Source organism: Pseudomonas sp. GW821-FHT01E05 (genome assembly GCF_059422425.1).
In genome coordinates, this window is record NZ_JBWKWW010000005.1 from 250,604 (window position 1) to 266,555 (window position 15,952).

Below are 15,952 nucleotides of genomic sequence, written 5' to 3' on the forward strand. Positions count from 1 at the left end.
CGAAAACGCCTTGCAGGTGGGCTGGCGTCAACTACGCTCCCCAGAAGCTGCCCTTGGGCATTGGTTTCAGGCAGCAGGACCTCCGGTTTTTCCGTCCGGGCATCGCAACGCTGATTAGCAGGACGCTATACACCTGACGACGCAAGCGCGTTCGCCGCGGTGTTCTCCAGGAGGGAGCCATGCCCGCACCAGGACAGTACTTGATTGCAATCCCGGTCTACGATGGCGTGGACTTGCTCGACGTCAGTGCCCCGTACGAGCTGTTCAACTGGATGGCCCGGATCGAACCGCAGCACAACCCCGCAGCACCACCCCGGGCAGTTCGGCTGATATCCCTTGATGGGCCGTCCATCACCACCCGGGACGGCCTGACGCTCGGCGGCGATTTACCGATTTTCGATCAACACTCTGAATACATCAGCCTGCTGTGGATTCCCGGCGGCGAACCTGACGACTTACAACGCCTGATGGGCGATCCCCTGCGTATGAACTGGCTGTTGCGACAAGGCGAGGCCGCGAAATTTTCCGCCTCCGTCTGCGAGGGTGCATTGCTGGCTGCCGCGGCCGGCTTGCTGGACGGTTACAATGCGACGACTCATTGGGCCTTCATCGCCTGCCTGAAACTCTTCAGCCGCGTCAATGTGGTGGAAGGCTATCCGCGCTTCATCGTCGACAAACAACGCATCACCGGTGGCGGCATTTCGTCAGGGCTGGATGAGGCATTGGAAATTATCGCCATGATCTCCAGCGATATCGTTGCCCAAAAGGTGCAGTTGACCATCCAGTACAATCCCGACCCTCCTTTCACCAGCGGTGATCCTTCCGTCGCCCAGCCTCCGGTCTACACCCCTGGCGCCGGCAGCACCTGCGACTTTTCCGGCATGGCCGCGACCATCGCCAATGTGCTCAAGCGCAAAGGTTCTTCCTAGGAGTCGCGCAGCCACCGGAAGGTCGATGCCGGTTCCCATGTAAGTCAGTTGATCAAAGGACACACAGCCGTCGAGGCTGTCGCTCACATTCGCGCAATGGCGCAGGGAGAACAACATGACTTCGCTTCGTATAGTCCTGGCCGGGTTGATGGCCTGTACAACCTCCTCGGCAGCGCTCGCCGAACTCGCGGCCCAGCCTTTCCTCGCACCGCCCAGACTCCTTGAAAAGGGACCACCGGGCACACTGAAGGCGACCGAACTGGCCCTTCCGGAAACAGGTTGCAACCCGGCGGGCGACATCACCCGCGACGGTCAAACCGTCGAACTCAACCTGCAAGTGCAGAAACGCGAAAATTATATCTACAACCCGGGCAATCCCGACGGCGCCAAGGACAAGGTCAAGCTGCGTTCCTATGGCGGTTGCCTGTCGGGGCCGCTCATTGATGTGCAGCCAGGCAACACCCTGCGGGTGCACCTGGACAACCAGCTGGATAAAAACGATCCCAGTTGTCCGGGGGGAAGCGATCCGGCGAATGGTGGGGCGGGTTGCTTCAATACAATCAATCTGCATTACCACGGGATGCACGTCTCACCGTCGGGCAACAGCGACAACGTGCTGTTGAACATCGCCCCGCAAACCAAATTCGAATACGAAATCAACATCCCCACCGACCATCCTTCGGGCACCTTCTGGTACCACGCGCACCGGCATGGTTCCACGGCTCTGCAGGTCGCCAGCGGCGCCGCAGGCGCACTGATTGTGCGCGGCAGCCGCCCCTACGCCGGTGGCAAGCCAGGAGACATCGACACCATTCTCAAGGACGCTGCCGGGAAGCCCATTACCGAACAAGTCTTTCTGTTCCAGCAAATCCCGTATGCCTGTTTCGACGACAAGGGCGCCATCATTACGCAAAAGGATGGCACCTGGACGTGTCCCAGCGGCAAAACAGGTGTTGTAGAAAACTTCGATGCGCAACTCTCCTCGGCCACTGTCTGGGACGAGAGCGGTCGGTTCACCAGCATCAATGGCGTGGTGCAACCGACCCTCCAAGGCATTGCCGCGGGAGAAATCCAACGCTGGCGCTTCATTCACGGGGGTATCCACGACACCGTGAACCTGCAAATCGTGCCCATGAACACAACCAGCCCCAAAGCCAGTCTCGCGCTCAAAGGCGTGCTCAGCGGTACACCGAAGGAACAGGCTGCACTGATCGCCGACCTGTGCCCGGTGACCGTGCCCGATTCCAGCAAACCGGTCGAGCTTGTCCCTCAATTCGAGATCGCCGCCGACGGACTCACGCGCACCACTATTCGCCCCATCGGAGTGAACAAAAAGAGCGTCAGCGGTGGCATCGGCAGCAACTTCCTGCAACCCGGTTATCGCAGTGATGTGTTGCTGATGTTCCCCCGCGACGGCACCTACTGTGTGCTGAACCAGGCGGCCACGCCCGCAGAACGCGCCAATGCCGGCCCCAATGGAGGCCCGGGCGGCCAGGGCCCGAACGAAACCCAATTGTTGGCGACGGTGATCGTCTCGGGCGGCAAGGTCGTGACCGACGATCCACAACGCTATATCCAGCAGGCGCTCTACGACGCCAACAAAACGGACCCATCGCTGCCCGCCGCCGCCCTCGAAGGATTGCGCAGCGGCAATCTGAACCCTTGGCGCGGGATGGACAACCTCAAGGATGCGGTGGTCAACAACGACATCCAGAAGGTTGACTTCTTCATCGGCAACCCGCCATTCCCGCCCTCACCTCCTGCCACCCCGCCGACAAAACCGGGAGATCCGTGGACAGGCGCGTTCGGCTTTTACATCAACTACAAGTCCTATGACCCGGACCGCATCGACTTCACTCGCCAGGTCAACACCACCGACGACTGGGTGCTGAGCTCGCAGGGCGAACCCCACATCTTTCACATTCACGTCAACCCGTTCCAAGTGATGGACGTGCTCTACGCCAAGCCCGGCGAGAAACCCAAAAGTATCTTCGGCCCCAATGGCGAGTGCCTGGTTCCGGCCGACGAACTGGGCCTGCAAAACCAATACTGCGGGATGTGGCACGAATTCAAGGACACGATCTTTGTGCAGAACGATTACCAGGTACTGGTGCGCACGCACTACGACCGTTACATCGGCGAGTTCGTCATCCACTGCCACATCCTCGACCACGAAGACGGCGGCATGATGACCAATATCCAGATCGTTCCAGACCTCAATGCCGCTGGCGGCGGCATTGGTATGGCAGGTATGAAGCACGCATCGAATCAACACTCAGATTCCAAGCAACACTGATAAGGAGATGTCAGTAATGAACAATCCCTTTGCAGGAAAATGGACTTATAGGAGCTTTCTCAACAACCCTGCGTTGACAGACGGTGACCCGGAAAAACTGGCGAACCTGTTGTTCGCGGAAGGCGTGTGGACAGTGGAGGACACCTTCAACGGGACATTCATCGGCGAACTCGGTTTCGGGTCGAACGCCGTCATGGACTTGAAGGGGGTCATCACCCCCGCCCACAACGGTGTTCCAGACCACGTACACATTGAGGGCAGCGGACGGCCCGGGACCTCGACACAAGACTACTTCTACGATTATGACGGATCGCTGACGGAGCGCTGGCCGAACGGCGTGAATCAGGTTCCGGCCATCACCGGATCGGTCATCCGCATGAAGCCTCACAACGGCGCGCCAGCTGGACTGGTCGCCTCGTTCATCGCCATCAAGGCAACCTAGGCGCTGCTGGTCGGGATACTACCGAGTCGCCAGGGCCTTTCGAGCAAGGTGCATGCGTTGAGCACGAGCATGCTGGCGACCAGGATCCGGTCCACTGGAACTTTTGTTTGTTATTGACGACAAGGAGTCGGGCATGACAATGACCTCCACCACAGCGCCTATCACCAACCCTGCCTGGTATGGGCAGATCCGCGATATGTTCACTTCCGAAGACCGGGAGCACATGGCCAGGCAAGGCCTCGACCTGGCCAGCTACGACGCAGTGATGAACCTCGCCGGCAACATCTACCAACAAGTGGCGGCGGGCAACATGCCGCTGCGACCCTGGTCCCCTGACTGGGTGGGTAAACGTTCTCACGCGAAGTGGTGTCGTGAGTTGAGAGCGACATCATGCGGCTAAGCCCAGTTCTACGCAGTTTTACTTACGACCCCTGGCCGTTGCTTTTAGCCACGGCCGGACTCGGCCTGGCCCTTTGCGCTTACAACGAGGTGAACACAGAAGGTCCCGCGTTTTGCGTGGCCGCGAATGGGCTATCGATCATCACGAGTTGGCCCGCGGCGCTGCAAGCGGAGCTCGCACTCAACCCGCTCCATCGAATTCTGGCGGGTTGGGCCTTGATGCTTTTGGCCATGATGCCACCCCTTCTGGCGATGCCACTCATGCATGTCTGGCGCTCTAGCCTGCCAAGCAGGCGAATACGAGCGTCAGTCGGGTTCCTGCTCGGTTACTGTGCGCTATGGATGGCTGTTGGCCCCATTCTGACAGCCCTAGCGTTGTTGCTACAGATTGCTGTCATAAAAAACGCCCTGGCCGTGGCACTGCTGATCGCGATGCTATGGAGCGCAAGCCCGTGGCACCGTGCAGCACTCAATCGGGGCCATCTACTGCGCCGAATAGGTATGTTCGGCTGGGTTGCCGACAGGGATTGTCTGATATTCGGCATGACGCATGGCGTCTTTTGTATCGTTTCGTGCTGGGCCTGGATGTTCGTGCCGCTTGTTAGCGGGGCATGGCACATTCCGATGATGCTGTTCGCAGGCGCCACCATGCTGGCTGAACGACTCACGCCTCCTGGGCCGCCGCGTTGGTGCTGGCACCCGTTTTTTTTACCGGTTCACCTTTACACCCTCCTCACTAAGCGCAATGCGGAGGGTCCCCATGGTTAGGCGTGCTTGTCTGGCAATCGGAGTGAGCTCGGTGACTTCTGTCCTAAACCAGGCCATGCGCTTCGCGTATCTGGACGAAGCCATTTTCGCGGCCCGTTCAATGGGTGAATGGGCGCTACGCAAGGGTTTCGGCGCCGACAACATAAGAGTCGTCGACGACGGTCCCACCGGCGGCATCGAGAATCCAGTCACACGCGAACGGGTGCAGGTGGCGGTCGATGAGTTGTTTCCGGTGGGCGCCGAGGTCGTTGACCAATTGATCCTGGCATTTTGCGGTCATGGACTCACCGATACGAATATCGGCTCAACCTCATGGCTGTTCAGCGATGGACTTGCCCCTACAAACTCCGTCTCGTATGGATTGAGGAGATTTGTACAGCTTTCAATGACGCAGGCACCACGAAAAAACCGATCTGCCAAGCACCGGATTGATGTACTGGAAAATGTACCCATTGGGGCCAATGCCAGTCAGTTAAGACATTACGCGAACCGTAGCAGCTGGCGAAGCCTGCGTCCGGCTGCGCAGCAGTCGTAAAACAGTCACTGCGGTATTCCAGACAAATCGTGGAAGCAGGATTTGCGACGGCTTCGCCGCCGGACGCAGGCTTCGCCAGCTGCTACGGGGGACAGTGCTGAACCTGAAACTCTTTAACTGACTGGCATTACCCATTGGGGCTGGATTTGAGTGTTTTCAGAGGATGTAGCGGGAAAATCAAAGAAAGACTTTTCTTTGGACAAAAAAATGGACCTCTTTTCAGAGATCCATTTTTTAATGCTTGGAGCGGGAAACGAGACTCGCATCTAGCGTCCTACCCATTGAAATCTAAAGATTATTTAACATTCCCTCAGCAGGAATAGACTCATTTTTGGACTTGTTCAGATGACCTGTCAAGAACAGGAAGAACATAATTCCAAGCCGTGCTAACAAGTGCTCTCTACAGCTAGTCGGCGTAGCAGCCATCAGACTGCCGTTATCACTCCCCCTCTTCGATGACCACATTCGGCTGACTGTCAGCACTGTCGAGACGTTGAAAGCAATCAGGCATTTTGCAAAAAATAGTTGTCGATCCGTCAACAAGGCGCAGATGAAGGCAGCAAGGGACTGCTCTCAGTGCCTCGGATCGAGAACCGGCTTCGGTTCCACCTCCATGATCCCACCATGTTCAGTTTCGATCAGGTAGTTAAATCCATTCGATTCCGATACTGGCAACTTCGTTCCATGGCAAGGAAAAGACGGAAAACACTGGGAGTGTGATGTTGATTTACGCTATGTCGCGCAAATCGGACCGGCCAAGGATCTTTTAGTACATCTGACCCAGCTCTCCTACCGTGGCAATGATGCTCAAGGTGGCCCCGATATTGATCCGATCTATGCGGTTATCGAGTATCTATTGCATCTGAGCGGGACTAACCCGTCAGCCTTTGAGCAGGTGCCGAATACGTACAGGCTTTCCAGCGATTTGAAAGCGCCGAGCGGCTGATTCGATTTTTAACTCGGCGCGAGTGACTCTACTGTGATGGCGTAGATGATCGTGCCAGGACTCGTCAAAAAACAGCTCTATCCACAGTTGCGGATTTTCGGTGTCCTGCATCAATTGCCAGGAAAAAGAACCATTGCGCTGCCGCATTCTGCGCACTTCTTCCATGGCCTCTTTGAAGGCATCGGCATCCGCCGTGTCAATCTCATACTCGACCGTGATCATGACTGGCCCACGTTCACCATCAGCGTCGACACTCAGCAACGGTTGAGGCCAATGCAGCGAAGGGGCCAGGTCTTCTGCGCTCAGCGCGGGCAGTTTGACCCACCAGCCCACCGCGACTCCCGCTACCATGATGACGGCGGCAAAACTCAGCGATATCGAGATCGACAGCCAGCTGGCGATCAGCCCCCACACCACACCGCCGATGGCCATGCTGCCAAAGAACGTCAGTATGTAGACCGCCAACGCCCTGGCCCTTACCCACGCCGGTACCGATGTTTGCGCAGACACCTGAAGGCTGGACAATACCGCGATCCAGGCAGCACCACTGATGAGCATCACCGGGATAAGCAGATAGAAATCCCGAACCCATGCCAAAGCCAGCAAGACTGCCGCATAGATAAGGCTGGCCGATGCCACCAGCTGATTGACCGCAATATGACGACGAATTACGGGCAGAAACATTGCGCCCGCGACCGCCCCGATCCCGACGCAACCGAGCAAGATCCCGAATTGCTCAGCGCTGCCCTTCAACTCACCTCGCACAATCAGTGGAAGCAACGACATGCCGGCGCTAGCGCCCAGAAAAAAAGCCAGGGCACGCACCATGACTCGCTGTAGTTCGCGTGAACTACGGGCATAGCGCCAACCCACACGGATAGCGCCAAACAGCCGTTCTGCCGGCAATACGGACGGTTGTGGCGTACGACGCCACAAAGCGAGTACCGCGATAACGCCAAAGAAAGACAAGGCGTTGACCGCAAATGTCGCCCATGGCCCTACCAGGCTGATGATGATGCCAGCGATGGCCGGTCCGAGTGCTCGGGCAACGTTGACCCCCACGCTGCTAAGCGATATCGCGGCGGGAAGATCACTGGCTGGAACCAACTCAGGTGTCAACGCTGACCACGCTGGCATGGTCAGCGCTGTTCCAACCCCCATGGCCAGCGTAAACAGGAGTAAAAGCGTAGCGCTCATCAGGTTCGCAAAGGTGATCAAGGCGAGCGCAAGTGCAATGGCGGCCATCCCTGCCTGGACAGCCAACAGGTAACGTCGTTTGTCGATGATGTCGGCCAGCGCGCCAGCGGGTAGCGCTAGAAGGAACATAGGAGCGGCACCCGCTACTTGTACCAGAGACACCATAAAAGGACTGGCCGACAAAGAAGTCATCAGCCAGCCAGCACCGACTTCATGCATCCACGTCCCTATGCTGGACGCAATGCTGGCGAGCCACAGACTGCGAAACAATCCATGACGAAGCGGTTGCCAGGCCGAAGTTGTCGGTGTCTGCTCATTAGTCATTGTGCTCACTGTTCTCTCCCTACAGTTTGCTCAGGAGTGGCCAGCGATGCGACAGACTCGTACCCACTGCCAATCTTCCAGACCCGCCGAAAAGAATCGTCGAGAAGATGATCAGCAGCAGCCAGGCGAACTGGCCCTCGGCCAGGCTCCACTCGGGATGAACCCAGAGAACCGATACAACCAGCAAAAAGAGAACAGGCAGTGTCGCAAGGCGCGTCAGAAGTCCCACGGCGATGAATATCGGACAAAACACTTCCGCGAAAATTGCCAGAGACAAGGTCAACCGAGCCCCCATGCCAAACGGGTCTTCGATCAACGTCAGTTCGTGCTCAAAATTGAAAAGCTTGGGCAATCCGTGCACCAGCAACAGCATCAGTACACCGGTGATGCGTAGCCAAAACAGCGCCGCATCCGGTGCAGTCGTCGTATTCATATCAGATGTGGACATGTTCCATTGCTCCCCACCGCTCGCCTGAGTACGCCTCTTCCCCTATCAAGGAAGAGGCGCAATACAGATCAGTGACCTTCCGATGCGTTAAACATGGTTTTGGCATAAATCAAACCAAGACCATAAGCGCCGCCGTGAGCGATAGAGGTTTTCACCGTCTCGTTATAGGTGTCGCTGCGAGCCCAGTCACGTTGCAGTTCCAGGAGGTACTGGAGTGAGGTCATCGGACACGCACCGGCTTGAATCATGCGCTCGATAGCGCGCTCGTGAGCCTCATCCGAAACGTCACCGCACGCATCGCAAATGATGTAGACCTCGAAGCCTTGTTCAAGCGCCGAGATCGCAGGGCCGACAATGCAGACCGAAGTCCAGAGACCGGCAAGAACGATTCGGTCGCGACCAATCTTGTTCACGGCAACGGCTATGCGCTCGTCTTCCCAGGTATTCATGCTGGTCCGGTCAATCAGTTCCTGACCGGCGAAGACCGAGGTAATTTCTTCAAACATCGGGCCCGAAAAGCTTTTTTCGGCGACGGTGGTAAGAATGGAAGGAACGCCAAACTCCTTCGCTGCCTTCGAGATCAGTGCAGCGTTATTGCGGAGTGAAACAGCGTCGATGGATTTGGTCGCAAATGACATCTGCGACTGAAAGTCGATCAGGATCAGAGCGTGGTTGCTCGGATTAATCAGACCTTTACCTGGTGCTGCTTTTGCGGTTGCCATAACACTTCTCCGGATTCGTTTGAGAGGGGCTATTTTCGGCGTCGGTGGAGCAGAGCGATTGTATGGATGTGCGAATCTGGAAAAGTTTGTGCTGAGAACATTCTTTCGCCAAGCATCTGGAGGCTGCTGTATTTACAGCCCGTCCTCGGTCCGATCCAGCCGTTCACGCAAGAATTCGATCAGCGCCTGCACCGGTCGCGAGCCCTGGCGATGCTGCGGATAGACCGCCGATAACGTCAACGGCTCGGGGCGGAAGCTGTCCAGCACCGGCACCAGCCGCCCGTCCTTCAAGGCCGAGCCGACAATGAAGGTCGGCAAATAAGTAATGCCCATGCCGGCGATGGCCGCATCCTTGAGCAACTCACCGTTGTTGACCCGCATCCTTCCGGTGACGTTCACGGTCAATGGTTTGCCCTGTCCTTCGAACCGCCATTGCACCTGGCGACCGTGGCCGTAAGGCAGGCAGTCATGGCTGTGCAAGTCTTCGGGGTGAATCGGCGTACCGCGCTCGGCCAGGTAGGCCGGGCTGGCGCAGTACACCCGCTGGATGGCGGCGAGGCGTCGGGCGATCAGCGTCGAGTCTTCCAGCACGCCGATGCGCAATGCCAGGTCGTAGCCTTCACTGAGCAAATCCACCGGACGATCACTCAAGTCCACTTCCACCGTGACGTCGCGATAGCGCTGCAAAAACACCGGCAGCAGGCACCCCAAGTGCGCCACCGCGAACGACAGCGGCGCGCTCAAGCGAATTGTGCCGCGTGGCTCGGCGGTCTGCCCGGCGATGCCCTGCTCCACGTGTTCAACTTCGCTCAGTAGACGTAGCGCCGATTCGTAATAGCTCTGCCCCAGCGGCGTGACGTCCAGCCGCCGGGTCGAGCGGTTGAGCAGGCGCACGCCGAGGCGCTCCTCCAGTTGCATCAGCCGGCGGCTGACGAACTGCTTGGACAGGCCCAACTGATCGGCCGCCGCCGTGAAGCTGCCAGAGTCCATGACCTGGCAAAAAATACGCATGTCTTCGAACGGGTTCATTGTCACTCTCTGGTTGACAGTTAAACGCTTTATAGCCGCTTTTTCACTTTCAGGCACCTCATTAATCTGTGCTCACGGTGTTGCTGAGGCCTGAACCCCAGCGCCACAGCAGCCCGATCCCAAGGCATAAAAAACTCAAACGATCGAAAAAGGAATTGACCATGAGCCTCAAGAAAACCCTCACCGCTTCCCTCCTCGCCCTGTCCATCGGCAACGCTTTCGCCGCCGGCAGCCCCGGTGTCGAACACAACACCCAGGCCTTCCTCGATGCCCTCGCCGCCGGCGGTGGCAAACCGCTGGAACAACTGAGCCCGAAAGACGCCCGCGCGGTGCTGACCGGCGCCCAGGCCTCGGTGAAAGTCGATCTGTCCGGTGTTGAAGTCAGCGACAAGGCGATCAAGGTCGACGGCCAGACGATCAACCTGAAAGTGCTGCGCCCGGCCAAGGTCAAGGGCGAGTTGCCGGTGTTCATGTTCTTCCACGGTGGCGGTTGGGTGCTGGGCGACTTCCCGACCCACCAACGCTTGATTCGCGATCTGGTGGTGGGCTCCGGGGCAGTTGCCGTGTACGTCGATTACACCCCGTCGCCGGAAGCGCACTACCCGACCGCGATCAACCAGGCCTACGCCGCCACCAAATGGGTGGCCGAGCACGGCAAGGACATCGGTGTCGATGGCAAGCGTCTGGCGGTGGCCGGCAACAGTGTCGGCGGCAACATGGCGGCGGTGGTGGCGTTGATGGCCAAGGAACAGAACACCCCGGCCCTGCGCTTCCAGTTGCTGATGTGGCCGGTGACCAACGCCGGGTTCGATAACGGCTCGTACCAGCAGTTTGCCGAAGGCCACTTCCTGACCAAAGGCATGATGCAGTGGTTCTGGGACAACTACACCACCAACCCGGCCGAGCGCGCGCAGATCCATGCCTCGCCATTGAATGCCAGCGCCGAACAGCTCAAGGGCCTGCCTGCCGCGCTGGTGCAGACCGCCGAATTCGACGTGCTGCGTGACGAAGGCGAAGGCTACGCCCGCCACCTCGATGCAGCCGGCGTACCGGTGACCTCGGTGCGCTACAACGGGATGATTCATGACTTCGGCCTGCTCAATCCGCTGAGTCAGATACCTGAAGTGAAGGCAGCAGTGCGACAAGCGGCGGCTGAGCTCAAGACCCATCTGAACTAAGTCAGGGCCCTTCCCCCACAGCGATGTGGGGCGAAGGGCTTTTTTTCCACCATCCGGTGCGAGCCATTCACTCTTTTCCGGCGGAGCTATTCCATGACTTTCATGTTTGCCCACCTGCTGTCCTGGAGCGCCCTGCTTCTGGTGCTCGACACACTGCTCTGGCACCTCGCCCCGTTCAAGCACCGCGCCCCGCGGGTCGGCGTGCGTCTGGTGTTGTTTCTGGCGTTCAGTGCGCTGGTCATCAACGCCGGCGTCAGCCCGTTGCAGGCGCCGTTGTTCGCCGATGACCATGTTGCGCAACTGGGCGCCACGGCACTGGGGATTCTCTGGTGGCTGTACGCCGCGCGGGTGCTGACCGAAGTGATCGGTCTGGCCCTGATGCGCCGCATCGGTCACAGCGGTCGGTTGTTGCAGGACGTGATCGGTGCGCTGGTGTTCCTGGCCGCTATAGTCGCTGCCGCCGGGTGTGTGCTGGAGCTGCCGGTCAAAGGTTTGCTCGCGACCTCCGGGGTGGTTGCCATCGTGGTCGGTCTGGCGTTGCAGAGTACGTTGAGCGACGTCTTCTCCGGCATCGTGCTCAACACCACCAAGCCCTATCAGGTGGACGATTTCGTGATGATCGACGGCGTCGAAGGCAAGGTGCTCGATATCGACTGGCGCGCCACCCATCTGCTGACCAGCGCTGGCACCCTGGCCGTGGTGCCAAACTCGGTGGCGGCCAAGGCCAAGATCGTCAACCTCAGCCGCCCGACCAACCTGCACGGCGTGTCGATCAGCATCATGGTGCCGAACCACGTCCGTCCGCGCCGGGTGCTCGATGCCCTCGAGCGTACTCTGCAAGGCAGCAGCAGTCTGTTGCTCGATCCGGCGCCGAAAGCGCTGCTCAAAGAGGCCGGTGAAGAAATGTCCGAATACGTGGCCAGTGGTTTCATCGCCGAACTGGGCAAGAAAGGCGACGTGCGCAATCAACTGTTCGACCTCGCCCATCGGCACCTTGAAGCGGCGGGCATCTCGCGGCATCCGGACGGTGTGATCGAACCCTCGAGCCGCGCCCGCGCGTTGCTCGATGAAGTGAAGATTTTTCGCTCGCTTAGCCATGAGGAGCGTGACCGCCTCGCTGAATCGATGGTGCCGCAGCAGTACAGCGCCGGCCAGGTGGTGCTGGATCTGGACGAAGTGCCGGACAGCCTGTTTGTGATTGCCACCGGTGTCGTCAGCGCCAGCGTGTCCGACGGCAATGGCCTGGCCGAGGCAGGCCGCATGGGGCCGAGCGAAGTCATGGGCGAACAGAGCATCCTTGCCGATACACCGTCCCAGGCGACGTTCACCGCGCTGACATCCTCCATCATCTACCGTCTCGACAAGAACCTGACCCGCCAGTGCATGGAGCAGCGCAGCGAAGTGGGCCAGGCGTTGAACAAATTGCAGGCGGTACGGCAACAGAACAGTCGGCTGGCGTTGATGGCCAAGCCTGTGCCGATCAGGAAAGGTGGGTTTCTGGGGTGGTTGCAAAAACGTTGAACACAAAAATGCCCGCACATCGGCGGGCATTTTTTTCAGCGGATTACTTGGCAGTGAACTTGGTATAGCTATTGATCAAATTGCGATAGTTCGGCAGGCGCTGAGACAGCAGGTTCGCCAGACCTTCCATGTCATTGCGCCAGTCAACTTGCAGCTCGCAAGCCACCGCGAACCAGTTCAACAGATGCGCACCGGCGGCCGACATCCGCGCCCACGCTGCTTGTTGCACAGTGGTGTTGAAGGTGCCGGAAGCATCGGTAACCACGAACACTTCAAAACCTTCAGCAATCGCCGACAGGGTCGGGAACGCCACGCACACGTCAGTCACCACACCGGCGATGATCAGTTGCTTGCGACCGGTAGCCTTGATGGCTTTGACGAAGTCTTCGTTGTCCCAGGCGTTGATCTGGCCAGGGCGGGCAATGAACGGCGCGTCAGGGAATTGCTCTTTGAGTTCCGGCACGATCGGGCCGTTTGGGCCGCTGTCGAAACTGGTGGTAAGGATGGTCGGCAGGTTGAAGAACTTGGCGATGTCGCCCAGCGCCAGGACGTTGTTCTTGAACTCGTTCGGGCTGAAATCCTGCACCAGCGAGATCAGACCGGTCTGGTGGTCGACCAACAGCACTACGGCATCGTCTTTGTTCAAACGCGAGTAAGGAACGTTGCTCATGTGAAACTCCTCGATGGATGGTTGTTGCGCGGGAGCGCCGGTCACGAAGACCGGTGCTTTGTTTCTGAATCAGAAGGCGAAGCAGGAACAGCCGAACGCGCCCCAGAAACCGGCGAAATCGCTGACCGGCGCATTCGAATAGCGCGCCTTTTCATGGCTGTGCGTATGCACCGCGCACGGGCCGCTGCAATGGTGGACCTGAGCCTGCATCGGCGAATTCGGGCGCCAGTGGCCGGGGACTTTCATCACCGGCGACCAGTCCGGCAGCACCGGCACGCTGGCCGGCCCGAGTTTTTCGAAGTCGCCGGCGGCGTACACAACCTTGCCGCCGACCACTGTCAGTACCGACTCGATCCACTTGATCGCTTCTTCCTCGACGCTGAAAAAGTCTGCGGTCAGGGCCACGACGTCCGCCAGTTGGCCGACCTTGATCATGCCTTTCTTGCCCTGCTCGGACGAAAACCAGGCGCTGCCGTGGGTGAACAGTTCCAGCGCAGTGGTGCGCGGCAAGCCCTCCTCGTACAACGCCAGACCACCGACGGTGCGGCCGCTGACCATCCAGTACAGCGAGGTCCACGGGTTGTAGCTGGAAACCCGTGTGGCGTCGGTGCCCGCGCCGACCGGCACGCCCTCGGCGAGCATGCGTTTGATCGGCGGGGTGTGCTCGGCGGCTTTGCTGCCGTAACGGTCGACGAAGTATTCACCCTGGAACGCCATGCGGTCCTGAATCGCGATGCCGCCACCCAGCGCCTTCACCCGCTCGATATTTTGTGGAGTGATGGTTTCGGCGTGGTCGAAGAACCACGGCAAACCATTGAACGGAATGTCGCGATTGACCTTCTCGAACACATCGAGCATGCGGCTGATGGATTCGTTGTAGGTGGCGTGCAGGCGGAACGGCCAGCGTTGCTCGACCAAGTGGCGAACCACCGGCTCCAGTTCCTGTTCCATGGTCTGCGGCAAGTCCGGACGCGGTTCGAGGAAGTCCTCGAAATCCGCCGCCGAAAACACCAGCATTTCACCGGCACCGTTGTGGCGCAGGTAATCATCGCCCTGATGCAGGGTGACGCTGCTGGTCCAGTTCTTGAAGTCGGTCAGCTCTTCCTTGGGCTTCTGGGTAAACAGGTTATAAGCGATGCGAATCGTCAGTTGCTGGTCCTTGGCCAACTGCTCGATCACTGCGTAATCGTCCGGGTAATTCTGGAAACCACCACCCGCATCGATGGCGCTGGTCAGGCCCAGACGATTGAGTTCACGCATGAACTGACGGGTCGAGTTGACCTGATATTCCAGCGGCAACTTCGGCCCTTTGGCCAAGGTCGAGTAAAGAATCATCGCGTTCGGACGGGCCACCAACATGCCGGTCGGATCGCCGTTGGCGTCGCGCACAATCTCGCCACCCGGAGGGTTCGGCGTGTTGCGCGTGTAACCGACAACCTTGAGCGCTGCGCGGTTGAGCAAGGCGCGGTCGTACAAGTGCAAAACGAACACCGGCGTATCCGGCGCAGCCTGGTTGAGTTCTTCAATCGTCGGCATGCGCTTTTCGGCGAACTGGAATTCGTTCCAGCCACCGACCACCCGCACCCATTGCGGCGTCGGCGTGCGATCGGCCTGGTCCTTGAGCATGCGCAGGGCATCGGCCAGGGACGGCACGCCTTCCCAGCGCAGTTCGAGGTTGTAGTTCAAACCACCCCGGATCAGGTGCAAGTGCGAGTCGTTGAGCCCAGGGATGACGCAGCGGCCCTTGAGGTCAATGACCTGAGTGCCCGAACCGCGCAGGGCCATGGCCTCGGCATCGGTACCCACCGTGACGAAGCGGCCATTGGTGATCGCGACCGCACTGGCGAGGGGTTTTTCACGGTCAACGGTATGAAACTGGCCATTGAATAGAATCAGATCGGCGTTCATTGGTTTTCCTCAGGCAGAGTGGAATGAGGTTGTCCGGCTTTCAGCCACGGCGCGAACAGACGCGTCGCCCTGGGCATGAACAGGTACACCACCGAAACCACAATGGTCACGGTGATCAGAAAAGTGGCAACCACGTAATTGGACAGAAAGGCGTTGAGCTTGAGCAGCGGGCCCCAGATCAGCGGCACCAGCAAGGTATGCGGCAGGATCACCAGCAGCGTCACCACGGCCTGCTTCCAGCGCGGCGGTGGCGAATCGGCATCGGCCTGTGGCGCGAACCAGAATTCCTTGACCGGGTTGACCTCGGTCTGGTCCCCATCCGCCAGCATCGGCTCGGCTTCGTTGACCAGCTCCAGCCGTTGCGGCGAATCGAGCCAGCGCTGCATCGCCTCGGTAGAGCAAAAACGCAGCACGCAGGTAAACATGTCCAGGCCGGCGCTCTTGCCGCGAATCACATCCACCCCCAAATGCCCCTCGCTCTGCCCGGCAATACCGACAATCCGCCGCAGCCAGGCTTCATAGGGCACTTCAAAACCGGCCTTGACCCGGTGTTTGACGACCAGGGTCACGACTTCTTCGAAGCCGCGCACCGGGTGGGTGGTTGCAGGGTCGAATCGATTGGATTCAGGCATAACGAAAG

General features: G+C 59.0%; 15 protein-coding genes and 1 pseudogene. 9 read left to right on the forward strand and 7 right to left on the reverse strand.

The genetic code is table 11. The features are described 5' to 3' along the window. Window positions 1–179 precede the first annotated feature (179 nt). The 7 genes and pseudogenes from AC07W5_RS12960 to AC07W5_RS12990 form a co-directional block, all read left to right on the forward strand. The gene (locus AC07W5_RS12960) at window positions 180–929 is read left to right on the forward strand and encodes a DJ-1/PfpI family protein (RefSeq protein WP_495023536.1); all 750 of its coding nucleotides are present in this window, start codon (window positions 180–182) and stop codon (window positions 927–929) included. A 115-nt stretch (window positions 930–1,044) separates the two neighbouring features. After that, window positions 1,045–3,225 carry a multicopper oxidase family protein gene (locus AC07W5_RS12965; RefSeq protein WP_495023537.1) on the forward strand — a complete coding sequence of 727 codons (2,181 nt, stop codon included), beginning with the start codon at window positions 1,045–1,047 and terminating at the stop codon, window positions 3,223–3,225. 16 nt (window positions 3,226–3,241) lie between these two features. Beyond that, window positions 3,242–3,667, forward strand: coding sequence for a hypothetical protein (locus AC07W5_RS12970; protein ID WP_495012143.1), 426 nt, complete (start codon window positions 3,242–3,244; stop codon window positions 3,665–3,667). Window positions 3,668–3,800: 133 nt separating this feature from the next. Beyond that, entirely contained in the window at window positions 3,801–4,067 is a 267-nt protein-coding gene (locus tag AC07W5_RS12975) for a hypothetical protein (protein ID WP_495023538.1), read from the forward strand. Next, a complete protein-coding gene (locus tag AC07W5_RS12980; RefSeq protein WP_495023539.1) occupies window positions 4,058–4,834 on the forward strand; it encodes a copper chaperone in 777 nt (258 codons plus the stop codon). Before AC07W5_RS12975 ends, AC07W5_RS12980 begins: the two co-directional genes overlap by 10 nt. A gap of 31 nt (window positions 4,835–4,865) precedes the next feature. Then, on the forward strand, window positions 4,866–5,369 hold the full coding sequence (locus AC07W5_RS12985; RefSeq protein WP_495023540.1) for a hypothetical protein: 504 nt from the start codon (window positions 4,866–4,868) through the stop codon (window positions 5,367–5,369). Between the two features lie 703 nt (window positions 5,370–6,072). Next, window positions 6,073–6,315: pseudogene (locus AC07W5_RS12990) on the forward strand (OprD family outer membrane porin); the annotation flags it as partial. Here AC07W5_RS12990 and AC07W5_RS12995 read toward each other — a convergent pair. The 4 genes from AC07W5_RS12995 to AC07W5_RS13010 form a co-directional block, all read right to left on the reverse strand. Continuing rightward, window positions 6,250–7,836 carry an MFS transporter gene (locus AC07W5_RS12995; protein WP_495023635.1) on the reverse strand — a complete coding sequence of 529 codons (1,587 nt, stop codon included), beginning with the start codon at window positions 7,834–7,836 and terminating at the stop codon, window positions 6,250–6,252. The pseudogene AC07W5_RS12990 and the gene AC07W5_RS12995 overlap by 66 nt on opposite strands. A gap of 19 nt (window positions 7,837–7,855) precedes the next feature. Then, window positions 7,856–8,284: a DoxX family protein gene (locus AC07W5_RS13000; protein ID WP_495023541.1), complete on the reverse strand. Its 429-nt coding sequence runs from the start codon at window positions 8,282–8,284 to the stop codon at window positions 7,856–7,858. A 68-nt stretch (window positions 8,285–8,352) separates the two neighbouring features. Next, window positions 8,353–9,006, reverse strand: a complete 654-nt coding sequence (locus AC07W5_RS13005; RefSeq protein WP_495023542.1) for a hydrolase — start codon at window positions 9,004–9,006, stop codon at window positions 8,353–8,355. A gap of 132 nt (window positions 9,007–9,138) precedes the next feature. Then, window positions 9,139–10,035, reverse strand: coding sequence for a LysR family transcriptional regulator (locus tag AC07W5_RS13010; RefSeq protein WP_494993201.1), 897 nt, complete (start codon window positions 10,033–10,035; stop codon window positions 9,139–9,141). Window positions 10,036–10,196: 161 nt separating this feature from the next. Between AC07W5_RS13010 and AC07W5_RS13015 the strand changes: the two genes are divergently transcribed. Both AC07W5_RS13015 and AC07W5_RS13020 read left to right on the forward strand, forming a co-directional pair. Further along, window positions 10,197–11,213, forward strand: coding sequence for an alpha/beta hydrolase (locus AC07W5_RS13015; protein WP_495023543.1), 1,017 nt, complete (start codon window positions 10,197–10,199; stop codon window positions 11,211–11,213). 93 nt (window positions 11,214–11,306) lie between these two features. Continuing rightward, window positions 11,307–12,734 (forward strand): mechanosensitive ion channel domain-containing protein, encoded by a 1,428-nt coding sequence (locus AC07W5_RS13020; protein ID WP_495023544.1) that lies wholly within the window; start codon window positions 11,307–11,309, stop codon window positions 12,732–12,734. A 43-nt stretch (window positions 12,735–12,777) separates the two neighbouring features. Here the strand turns inward: AC07W5_RS13020 and ycaC are convergent, their stop codons facing one another. From ycaC to AC07W5_RS13035, 3 genes are all read right to left on the reverse strand, one after another. Continuing rightward, complete coding sequence (ycaC, locus tag AC07W5_RS13025; RefSeq protein ID WP_085612768.1) at window positions 12,778–13,404, reverse strand: isochorismate family cysteine hydrolase YcaC; 627 nt, start codon at window positions 13,402–13,404, stop codon at window positions 12,778–12,780. Window positions 13,405–13,473: 69 nt separating this feature from the next. Beyond that, window positions 13,474–15,312 carry an amidohydrolase gene (locus AC07W5_RS13030; protein WP_495023545.1) on the reverse strand — a complete coding sequence of 613 codons (1,839 nt, stop codon included), beginning with the start codon at window positions 15,310–15,312 and terminating at the stop codon, window positions 13,474–13,476. Continuing rightward, complete coding sequence (locus AC07W5_RS13035; RefSeq protein ID WP_495023546.1) at window positions 15,309–15,944, reverse strand: antibiotic biosynthesis monooxygenase; 636 nt, start codon at window positions 15,942–15,944, stop codon at window positions 15,309–15,311. The genes AC07W5_RS13030 and AC07W5_RS13035 overlap by 4 nt, the downstream gene beginning before the upstream one ends. Between the last annotated feature and the right edge of the window lie 8 nt (window positions 15,945–15,952).

What these genes read in the sequence shown, in the direction of transcription:
- AC07W5_RS12960 (WP_495023536.1), top strand. Translation starts at nt 180, where the DNA reads ATGCCCGCACCAGGACAGTACTTGATTGCAATCCCGGTCTACGATGGC.
- AC07W5_RS12965 (WP_495023537.1), top strand. Translation starts at nt 1,045, where the DNA reads ATGACTTCGCTTCGTATAGTCCTGGCCGGGTTGATGGCCTGTACAACC.
- AC07W5_RS12970 (WP_495012143.1), top strand. Translation starts at nt 3,242, where the DNA reads ATGAACAATCCCTTTGCAGGAAAATGGACTTATAGGAGCTTTCTCAAC.
- AC07W5_RS12975 (WP_495023538.1), top strand. Translation starts at nt 3,801, where the DNA reads ATGACAATGACCTCCACCACAGCGCCTATCACCAACCCTGCCTGGTAT.
- AC07W5_RS12980 (WP_495023539.1), top strand. Translation starts at nt 4,058, where the DNA reads ATGCGGCTAAGCCCAGTTCTACGCAGTTTTACTTACGACCCCTGGCCG.
- AC07W5_RS12995 (WP_495023635.1), bottom strand. Translation starts at nt 7,836, where the DNA reads ATGACTAATGAGCAGACACCGACAACTTCGGCCTGGCAACCGCTTCGT.
- AC07W5_RS13000 (WP_495023541.1), bottom strand. Translation starts at nt 8,284, where the DNA reads ATGTCCACATCTGATATGAATACGACGACTGCACCGGATGCGGCGCTG.
- AC07W5_RS13005 (WP_495023542.1), bottom strand. Translation starts at nt 9,006, where the DNA reads ATGGCAACCGCAAAAGCAGCACCAGGTAAAGGTCTGATTAATCCGAGC.
- AC07W5_RS13010 (WP_494993201.1), bottom strand. Translation starts at nt 10,035, where the DNA reads ATGAACCCGTTCGAAGACATGCGTATTTTTTGCCAGGTCATGGACTCT.
- AC07W5_RS13015 (WP_495023543.1), top strand. Translation starts at nt 10,197, where the DNA reads ATGAGCCTCAAGAAAACCCTCACCGCTTCCCTCCTCGCCCTGTCCATC.
- AC07W5_RS13020 (WP_495023544.1), top strand. Translation starts at nt 11,307, where the DNA reads ATGACTTTCATGTTTGCCCACCTGCTGTCCTGGAGCGCCCTGCTTCTG.
- ycaC (WP_085612768.1), bottom strand. Translation starts at nt 13,404, where the DNA reads ATGAGCAACGTTCCTTACTCGCGTTTGAACAAAGACGATGCCGTAGTG.
- AC07W5_RS13030 (WP_495023545.1), bottom strand. Translation starts at nt 15,312, where the DNA reads ATGAACGCCGATCTGATTCTATTCAATGGCCAGTTTCATACCGTTGAC.
- AC07W5_RS13035 (WP_495023546.1), bottom strand. Translation starts at nt 15,944, where the DNA reads ATGCCTGAATCCAATCGATTCGACCCTGCAACCACCCACCCGGTGCGC.